Origin of the sequence: Jiangella alba (genome assembly GCF_900106035.1) — a bacterium.
Taxonomy (GTDB): Bacteria; Actinomycetota; Actinomycetes; order Jiangellales; family Jiangellaceae; genus Jiangella; species Jiangella alba.
Genome location: NZ_FNUC01000004.1, coordinates 2,548,064 through 2,566,076, shown reverse-complemented (window position 1 = coordinate 2,566,076; position 18,013 = coordinate 2,548,064). Strand labels below are relative to the sequence as shown.

Here is an 18,013-nt window from a genome sequence, read left to right as displayed (position 1 = left end):
TGGTCATACCGCCACGGTCGGGGACCCGGCTCGGGCCGGGCTGTGCCGCGCCTGTGCGGCTGCTGTGAGTGCCGGCAGCCGGACGGTGAACGTGGCGCCGGTCGCGTCCGCCGCCGCCGCGGCGACGGAGATCGTCCCGCCGTGCGCGTGCACGATGGCCTCGGCGATGGCCAGGCCCAGGCCGGTCGAGCCGCCGGTGCGGTTGCGGGCGGTGTCGCCGCGGCTGAACCGCTGGAACAGGCCGGGCCGCTGGTCCGGCGCGATGCCCGGGCCGTCGTCGGCCACGCTCAGCACGACGTGGCGGCCGCGGCGGTGGCCGGACACCGTCACCGTCGTGCCGGCCGGCGTGTGCACGCGGGCGTTGCTCAGCAGGTTGGCCAGCACCTGCCGCAGCCGGGCGTCGTCGCCGTCGACGAGCAGCGGCGCCGGGCGGGCGCCGAGGTCGAGCCGCCAGGCATGCTCCGGCCCGGCGGCGTGCGCGTCGGCGATGGCGTCGACGGCGAGGCTCGCGAGGTCCACCGGCGCCCGCTCCAGCGGCCGGCCGGCGTCCAGCCGGGCGAGCAGCAGCAGGTCGTCGACCAGCCCGGTCATCCGGCGCGCCTCGGACTCGACCCGGCCGATGGCGTGCGTCGCGGCGGGCGGGACGTCGTCGGGCGAGCGGCGCACCAGCTCGGCGTAGCCGCGGATGGAGGCCAGCGGGGTGCGCAGTTCGTGGCTGGCGTCGGCGACGAACCGGCGGACCTGCTGCTCGGACTCGTGCCGGGCCGACAGCGCGGTCTCGACGTGCGCGATCATCCGGTTGAACGCGGCGCCGACCGCACCCACCTCGCCGCGCTCCGCGGCGAGCGCGGGCGGCACCCGCGGGATGTGCCCGACGGCGCCGCTGTCCAGCGGTAGCTCCGACACCTGGCGGGCGGTGACGGCGACCCGGTCCAGGGGCCGCAGCGCCCGCCGCACCAGCACCGTCGCCGCGGCGCCGGCCAGCACGACGCCGGCCCCGGCCAGCGCCACCTCGACCGTCACGTACGAGCCGACGGTGCCGGAGACGCCGTCGGTGCTGAGTGCGGTCACGACGGCGTCGCCGCGCGGCGTCTGCGCGGCCACCGCCCGGTAGCTGCCGAGTCCGGGCAGCTCGACGGTGCGGACGTGGCCGTCCAGCGGCAGCTCCTGCAGCGCGGCCAGCTGCTCGGCGTCCAGCGGCTGGAATCTCCCGGCGTCGTCGACGTACCCGGCGTCGACCACCTCGCCGTCGTCGTAGTAGACGCCGACGGTGCCGGCCGCCTGGCCGAGCGGCAGCGACGAGCCGCCCGGCGGGCCCTCGTGACCGCCGGAGGCCGGCGGCCCCGCCTGCGGCGTCGTCGCGGCCCGCTCGGAGGCCAGCCGGACCTGGTCGTCCAGCTGCTCGGACAGCGTCGAGCGCAGCGCCACCGCCGACACGACGGCCAGCGCCGCGGTGACGCCGAACACCAGCGCGACGACGATCCAGACCAGCCGCCGGCGCAGCGGGTGCCTGGTCACGGACCCGCCTCGGCGGCGGGTTTGATCAGGTAGCCGACCCCGCGGACGGTGTGGATCATCGGCTCGCGGCCCCTGTCGATCTTGCGCCGCAGGTACGAGATGTACAGCTCGACGATGTTCTCCTGACCGCCGAAGTCGTACTGCCAGACGCGGTCCAGGATCTGCGCCTTGGACAGCACCCGGCGTGGGTTGCGCATGAGGAAGCGCAGCAGCTCGAACTCGGTCGCGGTGAGCTTGATCGGCTCGCCGGCCCGCCGCACCTCGTGCGCGTCCTCGTCCATCACCAGATCGCCGACGGCCAGCACGGACACCTCCGCGGGGAGCGCCGCCCCCGCCCGGCGGAGCAGGCCGCGCAGCCGGGCCACGAGCTCCTCCAGGCTGAACGGCTTGGTCACGTAGTCGTCGCCGCCGGCGGTCAGCCCGGCCACCCGGTCCTCGACGGCGTCGCGAGCGGTGAGGAACAGCACCGGCACGCCGGGACGGTGCGCCCGGATGCGCCGCAGCACGCCGAACCCGTCGACGTCGGGCAGCATGACGTCCAGCACGACGGCGTCCGGCGCCTCGTCGATGGCGGACCGGATCGCGTCCTGCCCGGTCAGCGCCGTCGTCGTGGCCCAGCCCTCGTAGCGGAGCGCGGCGGTGAGCAGTTCGGCGAGGTTCGGCTCGTCGTCGACGACGAGGATCCGCGGCGGCAGCGTCTCTGTCATGCGTCCGGTCTACGGGCCGTGGTTGAGGGACGGCTGAGACGACCCTGTGAAGTTCCTGTGAGAGGCGGAGCCGCCGGGGCGGCTCCGCCTCGCCGGTCAGGTGGTCGCGGACGACTCGGCCGGGGCCTGGTCGCAGCCGTGGCCCTCGCCGGGCCGATCGGGCCGCGTCTGATCGGGCTGCGTCTGCTCCGGCTGTGTCTGCTCCGGCGACGGCGACGGCGACTGCGACGGCGAGCCGGAGTCGGCGGCCGCGGCGATGCCATAGCCGCCGAGCAGCAGCCCGCCGGCGACGGCGGCGGACACGATCGGCGTGCGCCAGCGCCGCAGGCGGTCGCGGGTGTCTGTCGTGGTCATCGAACCTCCCCGTGGTGGGTGGAGCGTGCACCGGGCGGTGCACGTCCTCCCGACCCTCGGCGGAGTTCCTGTGCTCAGACCACGCCGGAGCTGTGCGGCTCCTGTGCATCGGTGACGCCGGACGCGTCGACGTCGACCAGCCGGCCGCCCGCGCGCAGGCCGCGCAGCTTCGCGTCCGAGTCGACCGCGGTCAGCCGCGACGACACCGTCAGCGACCCGTCGACGTCCGGGCGGACCCCGAAGAACCCCTCGACCACCAGCGCCGACCACGAACCGGCCGACGAGCAGGACCAGTCGATGAGGTACGGGAACTGCGGCGGCGACTTCACCGCGCCGCCGTTCAGCGGCTCGGCCGCCTCCTCGACGAAGTGCGCCTGCCCGGGCGGGCCCTGGTTGGCCGTCCGCGCCAGCCCGGTCAGCCAGTCGGCGGCGACGTCGGGGCGGCCCAGCTCGATCAGCGACCGCGCGGCGTCGGCCGGCCAGGCCGGATAGGCGCCGTTCCACTGGTGGTCGGGGCGGACGCTGAACGCGGCGTCGTCGTCGTACGGCGACAGCGCCCGCATCCAGGACGGCGTCCGGAGCTCGCGCACGAAGAACTCGACCATCTCCTCGCGTCGCCGCTCGGGCAGGTCGGCGGCGATGGTCATGCCGACGGTGGTGAAGTCGTAGCAGTGCCGCACCGGCAGCAGGCGCCCGTCCGGCTGCCGCGCGTGCCAGAACCCCTGGCCCTCGACGTACAGCTCGCCGACGTGCGGCACCAGCGCGTCGGCCTTCTTCCGCAGGTCGTCGGCCAGGCCGTCGTCGCCGCGCAGCGCCGCGACGTCGGCGGCGGCCCGCATGCACCACACGTTGGCGGCGTTGAGGCTGGCCACCTCGTGCACGTACGAGCTGACGCACTCGAGCAGGTTGTCGATGCCGCCGTAGTCGGCCAGCGCGTGCTCCTTGCGGAACCCCTCCCAGGCCGTCGCCCAGTCGGCGACGTGCGCCGCCACCGGCTGCGCCGGGCCGTCGTGCGCGGCCAGTTCGACGTCGAGGAAGCCGGGCTCGCCGTTCCACCGCACGTAGTCGCGGACCAGCCGGATCATCGCGTAGTCGTTGACGGAGTACCAGTAACCGGCCGGCCCGCCGGTCTGCCACTCGGTGCCGAAGTGGCGGTGGATGTCCAGCGCGATCCAGTGCTCGATCTGCCGGCGCATCGGCACCGGGTCGAGCAGCGCGTGGATCATCGAGCTGAGGCTGAAGTCCCAGATGAACGTGGTGGCCTGCCAGTACCGCGGCATCAGCGTGTCGTAGACGCGGCCGAGGTGGCTGGCCGGGCTGTCGCGGCGGAACCAGATGACGCCCAACACGCCCCACCAGTACAGCCGGCGCAGCGCGTCGTTCGACGTCTCCAGCGTCGGCACGTGCCCGCTGAACTGGTCGTTCCCGGGTGTGAACGCGGCGCGCAGGGTGTCGTCCCACAGCGTGCGGGCGGCGGCGACCTGCCCGGGCACGTCCGCGACGACGGAGTCGTACGTGGCCAGCGCGCCCTCGGCGTCGGCGCCGATCACGTGCACGTAGCCGAACCGGTACCGCTCCCCCGGCGCCAGCGACACGTCCAGCTCCAGCGAGCGGTCGCCGGCCCGCGCGCCGTCGGCGTCCAGCCCCTGCACGCTCACCGCGGCCGTGGTCGCGGCCCGGCCCAGCAGGGCGGCGCGGCCGGGCAGCGCGGCCAGCGTGTTCGGCTCGGACGGCGGCTCCGGCACCCGCCACGGGCCGGCCTGGGTCACCGTCGACGCGATCGACAGGCCCAGCCGGACCGTCCGCTCGGCGCCGGACGTGTTCGTCACCGCGATGTCGACGACGACGCCGTCGACGCCCGGCGGGGTCACCGTCGTCGACTCGAGGTCGAGGTCGCCGAGCCGCGCCGACCGGACGACGCGGTCCGGGCGCCACTGCAGCGTGACCGGCACGCCGAAGGAGCGGAACAGCCGGCCGTCGACCCACAGCGAACCGGTGACGGTGTCACCGTGCGAGACCGGGGCGAAGTTCACGCTGCGCACGGCCGTGATGTCGTGGTCGGCCTGGACGGCGCCGAGGAAGTTGGTCAGGCCCGGCGGGTTGACCATGTCGTCGTAGTACTGCGCGATCGGGTCGGAGGCGAAGTCCTCGACCGTGGGGATGAGCCGCATCGGTTCAGCGTCCTCCGAGATCGACCGGGCCGGCCGCCGACGGGTCGGCCCAGTCGGAGTTGGGTAGCAGCGGGTACCAGCCGGGCCGGCCGGGGTCGCGGTCGTACGGGTAGCCGCCCAGCTCGCGGTAGAGCTCGGCGTACTCGGCGACCTTGTCGCGGTCCAGCTCGACGCCCAGCCCGGGCCCTGACGGCACGTCGATGCCGCCGTCGTGGTACCGGAACGGGCCGCCGGCGATGACGTCGCCGGTCAGGTGGTGGTAGTGGGCGTCGGCCGCGAACGCCAGGTTCGGCACGACGGCGCCCAGGTGCAGCATGGTGGCCAGCTGGATGCCCAGCTCGCCGGACGAGTGCACCGCGACGCCCAGCTGGAACGTCTCGCACACCCCGGCCGCCTTCACGCACGGGCGGATGCCGCCCCAGAACGTGGTGTCGAGCAGGACGACGTCGACGGCGGGGTCGCGGACGTTCGCGGCCAGCTGCTCGAAGTTGACCACGACGGTGTTGGTGGCGATCGGGATCGCGGTCCGCTCGCGCACCCGGCGCAGGCCGTTCATGCCCCACGTCGGGTCTTCCAGGTAGTCGTTGCGCAGGCCCTCGATGCCCGCGGCGAACCGGATCGACTCCTCCGGCGACCACGCGCCGTTGGGGTCGTGGCGCAGCCGGTCGCCGGGGAACGCCTCGGCCAGTGCCCGGTAACACTCCAGCTCGTAGTCGGGCGGGAAGACGCCGCCCTTGAGCTTGTGCACGGTGAAGCCGTGCTGCTCCTTCAGCTCGCGGGCGTGCGCGACCAGCTGCTCCGGCGTGCGGACCTCGCCGCTGCCGTCGACCGCCGGATAGCGGAAGAACAGGTAGCTGGCGAACTCGACGTGGTCGCGGACCCGGCCGCCGAGCAGCTCGTGCACCGGCACGCCGAGGTGCCGGCCCTGGAGGTCCAGGCAGGCGAACTCGATGGCCGCGAGCAGCTGGGTGCGGTTGTTGTAGAGGCTGGCCGTCGGGTTGGCCAGCATGAACCGCAGCGTCTCGGTGCGGGCCGGGTCGTGTCCGACGAGGTAGTCGCGCAGGCCGCGCACGGCCTCCTCGGCGCTCTGCCCGCCGCCGCCCATCTCGCCCAGGCCGACCAGGCCGTTGTCGGCCTCGACCTCGACGATGGTGCGGACGAACCGGCCCCAGTGCGCGCCGTTGCTGTGCCGCAGCGGCGCCTGCAGGGGCACCGTCACGGTGGTGGCGCGCACGTCGACGATCTTCACGAGCTCAGGTCTCCTTCACGTGCTCGGGCAGGGCCACCGGCAGGCCGGCCCGCAGGCCGCCGTCGACCACGAGGTCGGTGCCGGTGACGAAGCTCGCGTGCGGCCCGGCCAGGTAGGCGACGGCGTCGGCCACCTCGGACGGGTGCGCGACCCGGCCCAGCGGATGCGACCGGCCCCACTCGGCGACGAGGTCGTCTGCCGGGCGGCCGTCGGCGTGCAGGCCGGCGGCCCAGCGCAGCATCGGGGTGTCGACCGAGCCGGGCAGCACGGCGTTGACGCGGACGCCGTCGGCCGCGTGGTCCAGTGCCATCGACCGGACCAGCGCGACCAGGGCGCCCTTCGACGCCGCGTACGCCGCGACCCGGGTCTGCGACTGGTACGACTGCACCGAGGCGACGACCACGACGGCGCCGCCGTCACCGGCGCGCAGCAGCGGCATCAGGTGGTGGCAGACCGCGAAGACGCCCCGCAGGTTCACGGCGATGACCTCGTCGAACAGTTCCATGCTGGTCTCTTCGACGGTGCCGTAGCGCTGGATGCCGGCGGCGCACACCAGGGTGTCGATGCTGCCGTGCCGCTCCGTCAGCTCCGCGGCGCACCGCTCGACGTCGGCGGCGTCGGTGACGTCCAGTGGCCGGACCCGCACCTGCCAGCCGCGCTCGGCGGCGTCGGCCGCCAGCCGGTCCAGCGCGGCGGCGTCGCGGTCGAGCGCGACCACCAGTTCGCCGTCGCCGGCCAGCCGTTCGACGACCGCCCGGCCGATGCCGGCGGCACCGCCGGTGACCACGGCCACTCTCATCGGAACCCTCCAAGGGCCTAGAACTGGCCGAGGTTGAGGCCCCGGCTGAAGATCCGCTGCGTCGACAGGAACAGCACCACCGTCGGCAGCGACACCAGCAGGCCGCCGGCCAGCACCGCCGTCAGCTGCAGGCCGCCGTAGGTGTCCTGGAGCGCGGCCGCGGCCGTCATCAGTGGCCGGACGTCGTTGGACTGGCTCAGCGCCAGACCCAGCAGCAGGTCGTTCCAGACGAACGTGGCCTGCAGGATGAACACCGCCACCAGGGCGGGGAGCGACATCGGCAGGTAGATGCGCCAGAAGATCCGCCAGGTGCTGGCGCCGTCCATGACCGCCGCCTCGAACACCGAGTGCGCGATGCCGCCGAGGAAGTTGCGCATGACCAGCGCCGCGAACGGCACGGTGATCGCTGTGTAGACGGCGATCATGCCGATCCGGGTGTCGTACACGCCGGCCTCGACGTACCCGACGAACAGCGGCATCAGGATCATCTGCAGCGGGAAGACGGTGCCACCGAAGACCAGCACGAACCAGAAGAAGCCGTGCCTGAGCCGCAGCGCGACGATGCCGAAGCCGATGGCGGCGCCGAACAGCACGGCCAGCCCGGGCCCGACGACGCTGTAGATGAGAGTGCTGGTGACGGCGTCGCCCAGGCCGCCGATCTCCCAGGCCTCGCGCATGTTGTCGAACAGGGCGAAGTCGCCGATCGGCCGCCACACCTGGTCGGCGGCGTACTGCGCGGGATCCTTGCTGGCGTTGACCAGCAGCAGGTAGACCGGGGCCAGCCAGATGAGGCCGAGGACGATCAGGATCGTGGGACGGAGGATGCGCGCGGTCATCGGGTCACACCGCCCGCTCGGGCGACAGCTGCCGCCGCAGGTAGGTGATGGCCGCGAGGAACGTCACGACGCTGAGGAACACCGCGACCGCGGACCCGGCACCGTAGGCGCTGTTCACGAACGTCTCCTCGTACATCGTCACCGCGAGGGTGTCGGCGTTGCCGCCCGGTCCGCCCTTCGTCATGACCCAGACGATGTCGAACGTCTTCAGGCTCGCCACCAGGCTGAGCCCGACGACCACCGTCGTCAGCGGACGCAGCATCGGCCAGGTCAGGTGCCGGAACATCCGCCAGCCGGACGCACCGTCCAGCCGGGCGGCCTCGATCGGCTCGCGCGGGATCGACTGCAGCCCGATGACGAACAGCAGCGCGTTGACGCCGCTCTGCTGCCAGGCCGCCGCGCCGATCATGACGAGCGTGTTCAGCGGTGCGTCGCTGAGCCAGCGCAGGTCGGCGCCGGGCAGGCCGAGCGCGTCCAGCGCCTGGCTCAGCCCGCCGCCGTTCTGCAGCACGAACTTCCAGACCACGCCCACCGCGACGCCGGAGATCGCGTACGGGATGAGGAACGGCAGCCGCAACCAGCTGCCGAACCGCGTCCCGTGCGACAGCACCGCGATGAGCAGACCCAGCCCGACCGGGACGGTGATGCTCCCGACGACCCAGATCAGCGTGTTGCGCACCGACGTGGCGAAGTTCGGGTCGTCGAACATCGCCCGGTAGTTGTCCAGGCCGACCCACTCGGGCGAGCCGAGGCCGTTGTACTCGGTGAAGCTGATCCACGTCGTCCAGAGGAACGGCAGGTACAGCAGAACCGCCACCACCAGGACGGCGGGAAGGCTGAAGCCCCGCGCCGGCCAGCCGTACGTGGTCCGGCGGCGCCGCGACGGCTCGGGTGGTGCCGAGCCGCCGGGCGGCGTCTTGGGTGCGGCCGTGGCCGGCGCGGACATCGCTCGTTCCTCTCTTGCTGCTCGGGCCTCAGCCCTGCTCGGCCCAGTACGCCTCGGCCTCGGCCTCGATCGTCTCGAGAATCGGCATCGGGTCGCCGGGGTTGGTGACGAACGCGCTGAAGCCGTCCAGCGCCGCCGTCAGCACCGGCGTCGGCGTCGCCTCGAAGTACCGCTCGAGCAGCAGGTGGTCGCCGCTGCCGGACTGCGTGTTCAGGTCGGCCAGCAGGCGGTCCTGCACCAGCGCCTTCGGGTTGAACGACACGTCGCCGCGGGCGTTCGCCCACGCCGTCTGCGCCTCGTCGGTCATCCACCACTCCGCGTACTGCAGCGCGGACGTCTCGTTCTCGGCGCCCTTCGCGGTGCACATGGGGCCGGTCTCGAAGATCAGCGACGTCTGTCCGAGGTCGGGGTTGACGTTCGGGATGACGAAGAAGTCGTAGTCGGTGCCGGAGACCATGTCGACGCTGTTGAGCTGGCCGCTCAGGAACGTGCCGAAGTTGATCATGGCGACCGTGCCGGCCTTCAGCTGGTCCTGCGGTGCGGTCTGGTCGCCCGGGTCACCGAAGTAGCCGGCCTCGAGCATGCCGCGCCACTGCTCCATCACCGCGACGACGCCCTCGTCGGTGTACTTGGCCTCGCCCGTCGACAGCGCGTTGTACAGCTCGGGGTCGGTGCCGGCGAGCAGCGTCTGGAACCAGACGAACGAGAACAGGATGTTCGTCTCGTAGAACGGGGTGACGCCGTTGGCCACCAGGGTGTCGGCCGCGGCGATCAGCTCGGTCCAGCTGGTCGGCTCGGCGATGCCGTACTGGTCGAAGACCGGCTTGTTGTAGTACATGACCCAGTAGGCCGCGTTCATCGGCACGCAGTACTGCTCGCCGTCGACGGTGAAGTGCTCCTCCATGGCCTCGGGCACGTCGCCGTTGTCGATGGCGGCCTGCCAGATGTCCGACGTCGGCGCCAGCAGGTCCTCGGCGACGAGGTCCTCCAGCTCACTGCCGGTGTGCCAGGTGAAGAGGTCGGGCTTGTCGTCGGTGCGGAAGGACTGCCGGACGAACGCCGAGTACTGCTCGGCGTCGGAGTAGCCGGTGAACTCCAGGCCCAGCCCCAGGCTGGTCTCCGACACGTCGGACACCTCCAGGAACTGCGGCTCCCAGGCACCCTTGTCGGTGTAGAAGTTGATCAGGCCGGGGCCGCTCGCGCCCTCGGCGTCGTCGTCGTCGCCCCCGCACGCGGCCAGGACGAGCGTCGACGCCGCCAGCGCCGCCACCCCAGTGTGACGCAATCTCACGTGACTCACCTCTTAGCATTCAGGTATGACATCGGGTGTAACCGTGCAGCATGTGCCCATGACAGGGCAGTATGCCTCAATCGGTGGTTACCGCCCGGAATCGGGTCTCCTGCTGCGAATGGCCTCGATGACGTTGTCGAGGTGCTCCTTGCTGGCACGGAACGCCTCGTCGGCGTCGCCGTCCAGCACGGCCCGCGCGATGCGCCGATGCTCCTCGAAGTCCTCGCCCTCGTCCCCGTGCAACCGCAGGATCTCGCGCTGTTCCTGGGCGTGTACGAGCACGATCGAGTCGACCACCTCGGCCAGCACCGTGTTGCCGGACGCCTGCGCGACCGCCCGGTGGAAGTCGAGGTTGACGAGCCAGAGCCGCTCGTTGCGCTCGACGAGACAGCGCTCCGCCTCCCGCAGCGTCTCGGTGATCAGCTCGACGCCGTCAGGGTCACGGACGGTGGCGCCCATGGCCGCGATCGGCGGTTCGATGGTGCTGCGCGCCAGCAGGAGGTCGACCAGGCTCTCGCTGGTCAGTAACGGTCCGTGTGGATTCGGCAGCACCGATCGGCGCACGTTCTCCCCCACGTACACCCCGGACCCGTGCCGCAGCACCACCACGCCCATCGCCTCGAGCCGGCGCAACGCCTCGCGCATGGTCGGAACCGCGACGGCGAACCGCTCGGCCATCGACCGGACGGTGTCCATCTGCGCACCCGCCTCGAGGCGGCGCTCCCGGATCAGCGCGACGACACCAGCAGCCAGCTCGTCAGCCAGCGTCCGGCGACCCGCTTCCCCAGCAGTCACAGCCCCGTCCCCTTCGACGTCGTTAGCGGCGTTGGGAGAGATTAGATCACTAAATCACTTTGCTGTCGATAGTCGTGACCCTGTCGTGACCCTCGAGTCACGATCGTTGGCCGGTCAGGGGTGGCGAAGGCGCAGGTCGGTGATGGTGGCTGCGGGCCGGCCGCAGCGGACGGCGCGGGTTCGTGGACCGGCGGGCGTGGTGGCACGGTGGCCACGGCAGACGCGGCGGATCCAGCTGGCGCGCAGGCTCGGCAGGCGCCGCGGACGCGGTAGGTCGGGCGAGCTCGGCAGGTCGGGCCAGCTCGGCAGGTCGGGCAGGCTCCGCAGGTCCGGCGGTCTCGGCAGGTCCGGCTGGCGAGCGTCCCGGCCACCTCGCACGCGGCCTGGCCGGCTCTGCGCCGGCTGCCGGGCGCGGCCGGCGGGCCGTGGGCCGCGTTCGTACCGTCGCCGCCACCGACTTCGACAGCGGGAAGCGTGCTCCGCGGGCCGATGGCGGGCGGGGACGCAACGGTGGCTGTCGAAGTCGGCGCACGCCGCCTGGGTCAGGTGGCGTCGGGGTCGAAGCGGGGCGAGCGGGCCGCGTCGGCGGGGACGGGGGCGGGCTCGGGGTCCGAGGCGGCATCGGCGGCCGACGCGGAGACAGCGCCATCGCCGGACGGCTCGGAGGCCGCGGCGCCGTCGGCCGGCACGGAGGCAGCCGCACCGTTGGCCGACGCGGAGGCAGCCGCACCGTTGGCCGACGCGGAGGCAGCAGGCTGGGCGGGCGGACCGGCCGGGGTGTCCTCCATCGGCGGCGGAGGCATGTCGGCCTCCGGCTCGGGCGGCACGTCGGCCGACGCCGGGGGGACGTCGACGGTTTCGCCGGTGCGGTCGCCGCCGGTGGCGGCGGAGCGGGCGGAGGGCCGGCCGTTGCCGTTGCCGTTGGTGTGCCGCGACGACTCGTCATCGTCGTCGAGGCCGAGGTCCATGCCGTCGAGGACCTTCTGGCGCACGAACGACTTCGGGTTGCGCAGGTCGGAGAGGGTCTTCAGATCCTCTTTGTCGATGCCGAGGTCGCCGACCGTGCCGGAGAGGTCCTTCCGGGCGTTGGCCACCATGGTGCGCAGGTCACGAACGAAGCCGGCCGCCTGTCGCGCCATGTCGGGCAGCCGGTCGGGGCCGAAGACGAGCAGGGCGACGACGAGCAGCACGAACACCTCGCCGATACCTATGTCGAACACAGTCGGCCCCCACGTCCGTTACGTACGTGCATCCGTCCCCGCAAGACTACGTGCCGCGTCAACCGACTGCCGAGCCGAGGGTGAGGGTGAACTCCAGCTCCTCGCCGTCGCGATCGACGACGACGGTGATGTCGTCGCCGGGCTCGTGGGCGCGCAGCCGGACGATCAGCTCGGCCGGGGTGCGGATGTCGGTGCCGTCGACGGCCACCACGACGTCGCCGGACTCGATGCCGACCTCGTCGGCCGGGCCGCCGGGCGTGACACCGGGGCCGTTGTCGCCGTTCTCGGCCACCCGGGCGCCCTCGCCGACGAAGCCGTTGTCGAGCAGCACGCCCATGACCGGGTAGACGGCCTCGCCGTCGGCGATCAGCTGCTGCGCCGTGCGCTGCACCTGCTCGATCGGGATGGCGAAGCCCAGCCCGATGGAGCCGGCCTGCTCGCCCATGCCGAGGCTGGCGATGGCGGAGTTGACGCCGATGACGCGGCCCGAGCCGTCGACCAGCGGGCCGCCGGAGTTGCCCGGGTTGATCGCGGCGTCGGTCTGCAACGCGTTGATGTACGACTGGTCGTCCTCGCCGCCGGCGGTGACCGGCCGCTCCAGCGCCGACACGATGCCGCTGGTGACGGTCGCGTCGAGGCCCAGCGGGCTGCCGATGGCGACGACGGGGTCGCCGACGGCCACGGAGCCGGAGTCGCCGAAGACGACCGGCGTGAGGTCGTCGGCGTCGACGTGCAGGACGGCGATGTCGTAGCTGGGGCTCGTGCCGACGAGCTCGGCCTCGAGCCGGCGGCCGTCGGTGAACGCCAGCTCGATGCCGTCGTCGCCGGCGGTCGCGATGACGTGGTTGTTCGTGATGACGTAGCCGTCCTCGGAGATGACGAAGCCGGACCCGCCCGCGTCGGCCACGCTCACCGACACGACGCTGGGCAGCAGGGTGGCCGCGACGCCGGCGATGGACTCGGGCGGCCGCTCGACCACGCCCGCGGGGTCGGCCCCGATGACGGTGACGGTGCCACCGCCGCCCGGGTCGTCGTCGTCGATGGCCTCGGCCACCAGGCCGCCGGCCCCGCCCGCGGCCGCCGCCAGCACCAGGATGCCCAGCGTGGCCAGCCCGCGACGCTTCTTCGGCGGCCGCCGGTGCCCGGCGCCGTCACCCGCAGCGCCCGGCGAGCCCGGAGCACCGGGAACGGGCGAGAAGACGGGCAGAACCGGCGGCGCACCCGCACCGGCACCCGCACCGGCCGCAGCGGTGGCCGGGGAGCCGTTGGGCGCCAGGAGTCGGGTGGTCCCGTCGGGCGCCGCGCCGTTGCCGACGGGCCCGATGGGCCGCGTCGCCGCGGCCGGGCCGGCCACCGGGGCGGGTCGGCTCGTCTCGTCGGAGTACTGCCACGAGCCACCCGCCCAGGGGTCGGCGCCCGGGGTGGGCGCCGGCCCGAGACTGCTCCAGCCTGCCTTCATGGCGACATTCTCCCAGTCGTCGGCGCTGGACGCACCGTCCGGCCGCCGGTGATGACGATCAGTCGAACGGGTTGAACCACGACCCGACCCGCTGCGCGCCCCGGGAGATGCGGTCGAGGAAGCCGTCGTCCTTCTCCTCGTGGGTGGCGGCGGGGTCGGGCGGGAGGTTCTTCAGCAGGTCGCGGACGGCGTCGAGCGGCGCCTCGGCGACCACGGTGATGACGCGGCCGTCGCTGGACCAGGTGAGCCGGGCCGGCGGGCCGGGGCGGGTGTAGACGACGCCGCCCTCGTAGTCGGCGGTGCCGTAGCCGTCGAGCTGGTCGGGGTCGAGCCACCCGGCCTGCTCGAACACCGACACCGTCATGACGCCGTCGGAATAGCTGAGCTGGATGGCGTCGCCGACCCGCCGCGCCTCGTAGAGGTCGAGGCCCTCGCCGAGCGAGCTCGGGCAGTGCCAGCCGTCTTCGCGCAGCTGCTCGATGTCGTCCCAGCGCAGCATGGAGGCGGTGTCGTCGTAGGTGGCGGCCGGCCCGACGCCGTCGCCGGCCTTGCAGCAGTTGGCCGCCGCGCCGACGGCGATGGTCACGAACGCGCTGGCCGACAGCGTGTAGCCGTCGCTGGTGTAGGACTCTCGGCGCAGCGGCAGCGCGGTCTCGCGGTCGAGCCACAGCTTCGCCGCGATCGAGCCGTCGCCGCGGTAGGCCACGACGATGTCGGTGGGGCGCCCGGCGACGGACTCGGCGCCGACCAGCCGGACGGTGTAGGCGCCGAGCAGGAGGTCGGCGGGGTCGTCGCCGGCCAGCCACCGCGACGTGGTGCGGCCGTCGAGGATGGCCGCCTGGCGGTCGTGCAGGCTGATCGAGGTCTGGCCGCCGGCCGCATGCTGGACCTGGACGACGGCGCTGGTGGCCGCGCCGGACTGGGTCAGCGCCGACCAGGTGGAGACGTACTGGGTGCCGCTGTAGGAGACGTGCTCTCCGGCCTCGGCCGACTGCCGGAGCAGCTGGACCGCCCGTGGGTCGTCGCCGACGTCGCGCGAGGAGGCCGGGACCGCCTGCACGAACACCGCCAGCGCGCCGACGATCAGGGGCATGGCCAGGACCGGCACGACCAGGGCGGCCAACCCGCCGGTCCTGCCGTGCCCGACGCGGTTGCCCAAGCTCACCAGCCGTCTCCCGTGGAGCTGTCGGTGGTGACCAGCAGCGACGCCGGCTCGACGAACGGCAGTCCACCGGTGGAGCGGGCGTGCTCGACGGTGAACTGCTCGAGCGGCGGCACCACGCTGACCGGGGTGTCGGGGCTGCCCGGCGGGTTGCCGGTGCCGCCGAGCGAGGCCAGCAGGATGAGCATGGCGCCGGTGGTGCACATGCCCAGCGCGACGACGCGGACGGCGCGGACCCGGCGGCTGGCGCGCCCGCTGGGACGCGAGCCGGACGGGCCGGACGGCGGCCGGGAGTCGCGCGGACGCCACGCCGCCACGGGGGCGGGCTGCGTGGCCGACGCCGGCCCGGCGGGCGGCAGCGGCTCGCCGGGCTCGGCCAGCGCCAGCAGGCTGGCGACCAGCTTGTCGGACGGCGCCATGGCCGGCAGCGAGCGCAGCGCGTTGCGGGCGTCGCGTTCGAGCTCGACGGCCTCGCGGCACTGCTCGCACACCGTCAGGTGGACCAGGGCGCGGTCGCGTTCGTGGTGTTCGAGGCGGTCATCGACGAGGTCGCTGATCCGCTCGTCGAGGTGTTTCATGCGGAGTCTCCGTGTTCACGCGGCGCCTCGGCCTCGTGCTCGCCGACGCTGAGCGCGCTGGCGTCGTCGGGCGCACGGTGGTCGAGCGCGGCCCGCAGCTGGGCGCGGCCACGGTGGATGCGGCTGCGGACGGTGCCGAGCTTGATGCCCAGCGTGGCCGCGATCTCCTCGTAGGACAGGCCCTCGATGTCGCACAGCACGACGGCGGCCCGGAAGTCGGGCGGCAGCGCCTCGAGCGCCTTCTGGATGTCGGCCTCGAGCATGCTGTCGGTGATGACGCGCTCGGGCGTGGGCTCGCGGCCGTGCAGCCGCTCGGCGGCGTCGTCGGCGAGGGCGTCGAACCGGATGCGCTGCTTGCGGCGGACGGAGTCGAGGAACAGGTTGGTGGTGATGCGGTGCAGCCAGCCCTCGAACGTGCCGGGCGTGTAGGAGGACAGGGAACGGAACACCCGGACGAAGACGTCCTGGGTGAGGTCCTCGGCGTCGTGCGCGTTACCGGTCAGACGGTACGCCAGCCGGTAGACCCGTCCAGAGTGCTCGCGGACGATCTCTTCCCAGCTCGGCGGCGTCCAGGTCTCAACGTCGGCCACCCGGGGTCCTTCCTCGACACGGCTCGTCGGCACGAGCGCTACGTCCATCGTCACCCATCGCCCCTTTCGTGGCCAATCAGGGAAGCCCCCCATCTATTCCCGACGTTCCCTGTCCTCCAGAACGATCCGGGACGCCGACGGGGTTCCGGATCCCACGATGCGGATGCTTGACGGCCTAAGCTCAGGACTGACACAGTTCGCGCGCGACACAGGACGTTCCGACCTGGAGGCCGTCATTTCCACGGGCAGCACCGCCATCACGCCGGAGTCGTGGGCCTACGCCGAGGCGTACCTCGACGAAGACCACATCGTCGGCCGGGCCCGGCAGCGCGCCGCCGAAGTCGGCGCCGTCCCGGTCGGCCGCGGCGCCGGCGCCGCACTGCGCATGCTGGCCGCCGCGCTCGGCGCCCGCACCGTCGTCGAGGTCGGCACCGGCTGCGGCGTCTCCGGCCTGTACCTCCTGTCGGGCATGCGCGCCGACGGCGTCCTCACCAGCGTCGACATCGAGTCCGAGCACCAGCGGCTGGCCCGCGAGGCGTTCACCGAGGCGAACGTGCCGGCCAACCGCACCCGGCTCATCGCCGGCCCGGCGCTCGAGGTGCTGCCGCGGCTCACCGACGGCGCCTACGACCTCGTCTTCTGCGACGGCGACAAGACCGAGTACAGCGACTACCTGCAGCAGGCGCTGCGGCTGCTGCGCCCGGGCGGCCTGGTGGCCTTCGACAACGCGCTCTGGCACGACCGCGTCGCCGACTCCGCCCAGCGCGACCCCGACACCGTCGCGATCCGCGAACTGGTCCGCCTCGTCCGTGAGGACGACCACCTGGTGCCGGCGCTGCTGCCGGTCGGCGACGGCCTGCTCGCCGCGGTCAAGCGCCCCGACTGACCCCGGCGAAATCCGGCCGATTCCCCCATCCGGGCGAATGACCGGCCGGTAACCGGGCACGATAGATCTCGTGCCGGAACTGGTCCGCCCTACTGTCGAGGTCCACGAGTCGTGGCTGGAGGCCGTCGGCGAGCCCGGCTACGAGCCGCGCTGGGCCGACGACCTGCAGCTGGCCGACATGGTCCGGCCCGAGGGGTTCGCGGCGTACGTGCGCCGGCAGATCGACGACGAGCGCGAGGACGCCCACCGCTCGCGCGGCATGGTGCCGTCGACCCATCTCTGGTACGTCGACGGCCTGCTCTTCCTGGGCCGGCTGTCCATCCGGCACCACCTGACGCCGTGGCTGCGCGACTACGGCGGGCACATCGGCTACGACGTCCGCCCGTCGGCGCGGCGCCAGGGCCACGCCACCGCGATGCTGCAGCAGGCGATGCCGTGGTCGGCCAAGCTCGGCATCGACCCCGCGCTGGTCACCTGCGACGTCGACAACGTGGCGTCGCGCAAGGTCATCGAGGCCGCCGGCGGCGTCTTCGAGGACGAGCGGCACGGCAAGCTGCGCTACTGGGTGCCGGCGAGCTGACGCGGGTCACACCGCGACGCGCACCCGCTCGGGGTGGGTGTAGACGTTCATCCCGCCGCCGCGGACGAAGCCGACCAGCGTCAGCCCGCACTCGTCGGCGAGGTCGACGGCGAGGCTGGACGGCGCCGAGACGGCGGCCAGCACCGGCAGCCCGGCCGCGGCCGCCTTCTGCACCAGCTCGAACGACGCCCGCCCGCTGACCTGCAGCACGTGCCCCGACAGCGGCAGCAACCCGCCCATCAGCGCCGACCCGATGACCTTGTCGACGGCGTTGTGCCGGCCGACGTCCTCGCGGACCGTGACCACCGACCCCGTGGTGGTGAACAGGCCGGCGGCGTGCAGCCCGCCGGTGCGGTCGAACACCCGCTGCTCGGCGCGCATGCGGTCGGGCAGCGTGGACAGGACCCCGACGTCGACGCGGGTGGGGTCGTCGGCCAGCCGCCAGCGCAGCGAGGCGCGCACGTCGACCACGCGGTCGGCGCCGCAGACGCCGCAGGCGCTGGTGGTCTCGAACGCGCGGGCCCGCGGCGGCTCGACCCCGTGGGCGAGCGTCACCTCGATGGTGTTCTGCTCGTCGACGCACTCCTTCATGCCCGCGACGTCGGTGCGGTCGGTGACGGCGCCCTCGGCGACCAGCCAGCCGGCGATGAGGTCGAAGTCGTGGCCGGGGGTGCGCATGGTGGAGGTGAGGATGCGCTCGCCGACCCGGACCAGCAACGGCTCCTCGACCGCCAGGGTGTCGGGGCGCTGTGCCGAACGGCCGGGCCGCAGCCGGAGCACCGGCCGTCGAGTCGTCATCTGCCCCATGGCACCACCGTAAGGTCCAGGCTCCGCAATGGTCTCCCCCTCATTACCCACTCCGGATGATCCGA

The 18,013-nt window shown here is 73.1% G+C and carries 18 protein-coding genes; 2 read left to right on the top strand and 16 right to left on the bottom strand.

The features are described 5' to 3' along the window. Positions 1-3: 3 nt before the first annotated feature. The 15 genes from BLV02_RS29885 to sigE form a co-directional block, all read right to left on the bottom strand. A complete protein-coding gene (locus BLV02_RS29885; protein WP_069114375.1) occupies positions 4-1,518 on the bottom strand; it encodes a sensor histidine kinase in 1,515 nt (504 codons plus the stop codon). Beyond that, entirely contained in the window at positions 1,515-2,225 is a 711-nt protein-coding gene (locus tag BLV02_RS29880; RefSeq protein WP_069114376.1) for a response regulator transcription factor, read from the bottom strand. The genes BLV02_RS29885 and BLV02_RS29880 overlap by 4 nt, the downstream gene beginning before the upstream one ends. Positions 2,226-2,321: 96 nt before the next feature. Next, the gene (locus tag BLV02_RS29875) at positions 2,322-2,579 is read right to left on the bottom strand and encodes a hypothetical protein (protein WP_074946806.1); all 258 of its coding nucleotides are present in this window, start codon (positions 2,577-2,579) and stop codon (positions 2,322-2,324) included. Positions 2,580-2,653: 74 nt separating this feature from the next. Then, positions 2,654-4,750, bottom strand: coding sequence for a glucosidase family protein (locus BLV02_RS29870; RefSeq protein ID WP_069114378.1), 2,097 nt, complete (start codon positions 4,748-4,750; stop codon positions 2,654-2,656). A gap of 4 nt (positions 4,751-4,754) precedes the next feature. Beyond that, entirely contained in the window at positions 4,755-5,999 is a 1,245-nt protein-coding gene (locus tag BLV02_RS29865) for an enolase C-terminal domain-like protein (protein WP_069114379.1), read from the bottom strand. Positions 6,000-6,003: 4 nt separating this feature from the next. Next, positions 6,004-6,798, bottom strand: coding sequence for an SDR family NAD(P)-dependent oxidoreductase (locus BLV02_RS29860; RefSeq protein WP_069114380.1), 795 nt, complete (start codon positions 6,796-6,798; stop codon positions 6,004-6,006). A 17-nt stretch (positions 6,799-6,815) separates the two neighbouring features. Then, positions 6,816-7,634 carry a carbohydrate ABC transporter permease gene (locus BLV02_RS29855; RefSeq protein WP_069114381.1) on the bottom strand — a complete coding sequence of 273 codons (819 nt, stop codon included), beginning with the start codon at positions 7,632-7,634 and terminating at the stop codon, positions 6,816-6,818. 4 nt (positions 7,635-7,638) lie between these two features. Continuing rightward, a complete protein-coding gene (locus tag BLV02_RS29850; protein ID WP_069114382.1) occupies positions 7,639-8,580 on the bottom strand; it encodes a carbohydrate ABC transporter permease in 942 nt (313 codons plus the stop codon). Between the two features lie 28 nt (positions 8,581-8,608). Next, on the bottom strand, positions 8,609-9,871 hold the full coding sequence (locus tag BLV02_RS29845) for an ABC transporter substrate-binding protein (RefSeq protein ID WP_069114383.1): 1,263 nt from the start codon (positions 9,869-9,871) through the stop codon (positions 8,609-8,611). An 87-nt stretch (positions 9,872-9,958) separates the two neighbouring features. After that, positions 9,959-10,666: a FadR/GntR family transcriptional regulator gene (locus BLV02_RS29840; RefSeq protein WP_069114384.1), complete on the bottom strand. Its 708-nt coding sequence runs from the start codon at positions 10,664-10,666 to the stop codon at positions 9,959-9,961. 542 nt (positions 10,667-11,208) lie between these two features. Further along, entirely contained in the window at positions 11,209-11,886 is a 678-nt protein-coding gene (locus tag BLV02_RS29835) for a twin-arginine translocase TatA/TatE family subunit (protein WP_069114385.1), read from the bottom strand. A 58-nt stretch (positions 11,887-11,944) separates the two neighbouring features. Next, the gene (locus BLV02_RS29830) at positions 11,945-13,345 is read right to left on the bottom strand and encodes a S1C family serine protease (protein WP_083289132.1); all 1,401 of its coding nucleotides are present in this window, start codon (positions 13,343-13,345) and stop codon (positions 11,945-11,947) included. Between the two features lie 58 nt (positions 13,346-13,403). Continuing rightward, positions 13,404-14,510: a sigma-E factor regulatory protein RseB domain-containing protein gene (locus tag BLV02_RS29825; protein WP_141711818.1), complete on the bottom strand. Its 1,107-nt coding sequence runs from the start codon at positions 14,508-14,510 to the stop codon at positions 13,404-13,406. Further along, a complete protein-coding gene (locus tag BLV02_RS29820; RefSeq protein ID WP_069114389.1) occupies positions 14,507-15,085 on the bottom strand; it encodes an anti-sigma factor family protein in 579 nt (192 codons plus the stop codon). Before BLV02_RS29820 ends, BLV02_RS29825 begins: the two co-directional genes overlap by 4 nt. Beyond that, the gene (gene sigE, locus BLV02_RS29815) at positions 15,082-15,723 is read right to left on the bottom strand and encodes an RNA polymerase sigma factor SigE (RefSeq protein WP_083289133.1); all 642 of its coding nucleotides are present in this window, start codon (positions 15,721-15,723) and stop codon (positions 15,082-15,084) included. The genes BLV02_RS29820 and sigE overlap by 4 nt, the downstream gene beginning before the upstream one ends. A 109-nt stretch (positions 15,724-15,832) precedes the next feature. Here sigE and BLV02_RS29810 point away from each other — a divergent pair, with 109 nt between their 5' ends. Beyond that, on the top strand, positions 15,833-16,561 hold the full coding sequence (locus BLV02_RS29810; RefSeq protein ID WP_245737790.1) for an O-methyltransferase: 729 nt from the start codon (positions 15,833-15,835) through the stop codon (positions 16,559-16,561). A 70-nt stretch (positions 16,562-16,631) separates the two neighbouring features. Further along, complete coding sequence (locus BLV02_RS29805) at positions 16,632-17,141, top strand: GNAT family N-acetyltransferase (RefSeq protein ID WP_069114390.1); 510 nt, start codon at positions 16,632-16,634, stop codon at positions 17,139-17,141. 6 nt (positions 17,142-17,147) lie between these two features. Here the strand turns inward: BLV02_RS29805 and fdhD are convergent, their stop codons facing one another. Beyond that, positions 17,148-17,948 carry a formate dehydrogenase accessory sulfurtransferase FdhD gene (gene fdhD, locus BLV02_RS29800; RefSeq protein WP_171906864.1) on the bottom strand — a complete coding sequence of 267 codons (801 nt, stop codon included), beginning with the start codon at positions 17,946-17,948 and terminating at the stop codon, positions 17,148-17,150. Between the last annotated feature and the right edge of the window lie 65 nt (positions 17,949-18,013).

Excerpts from the sequence above, each read along its gene's own strand:
- BLV02_RS29820 (WP_069114389.1), bottom strand. The coding sequence starts at position 15,085 with ATGAAACACCTCGACGAGCGGATCAGCGACCTCGTCGATGACCGCCTC.
- sigE (WP_083289133.1), bottom strand. The coding sequence starts at position 15,723 with ATGGACGTAGCGCTCGTGCCGACGAGCCGTGTCGAGGAAGGACCCCGG.
- BLV02_RS29810 (WP_245737790.1), top strand. The coding sequence starts at position 15,833 with ATGCGGATGCTTGACGGCCTAAGCTCAGGACTGACACAGTTCGCGCGC.
- BLV02_RS29880 (WP_069114376.1), bottom strand. The coding sequence starts at position 2,225 with ATGACAGAGACGCTGCCGCCGCGGATCCTCGTCGTCGACGACGAGCCG.
- BLV02_RS29855 (WP_069114381.1), bottom strand. The coding sequence starts at position 7,634 with ATGACCGCGCGCATCCTCCGTCCCACGATCCTGATCGTCCTCGGCCTC.
- fdhD (WP_171906864.1), bottom strand. The coding sequence starts at position 17,948 with ATGGGGCAGATGACGACTCGACGGCCGGTGCTCCGGCTGCGGCCCGGC.
- BLV02_RS29870 (WP_069114378.1), bottom strand. The coding sequence starts at position 4,750 with ATGCGGCTCATCCCCACGGTCGAGGACTTCGCCTCCGACCCGATCGCG.
- BLV02_RS29830 (WP_083289132.1), bottom strand. The coding sequence starts at position 13,345 with ATGAAGGCAGGCTGGAGCAGTCTCGGGCCGGCGCCCACCCCGGGCGCC.
- BLV02_RS29875 (WP_074946806.1), bottom strand. The coding sequence starts at position 2,579 with ATGACCACGACAGACACCCGCGACCGCCTGCGGCGCTGGCGCACGCCG.
- BLV02_RS29860 (WP_069114380.1), bottom strand. The coding sequence starts at position 6,798 with ATGAGAGTGGCCGTGGTCACCGGCGGTGCCGCCGGCATCGGCCGGGCG.
- BLV02_RS29850 (WP_069114382.1), bottom strand. The coding sequence starts at position 8,580 with ATGTCCGCGCCGGCCACGGCCGCACCCAAGACGCCGCCCGGCGGCTCG.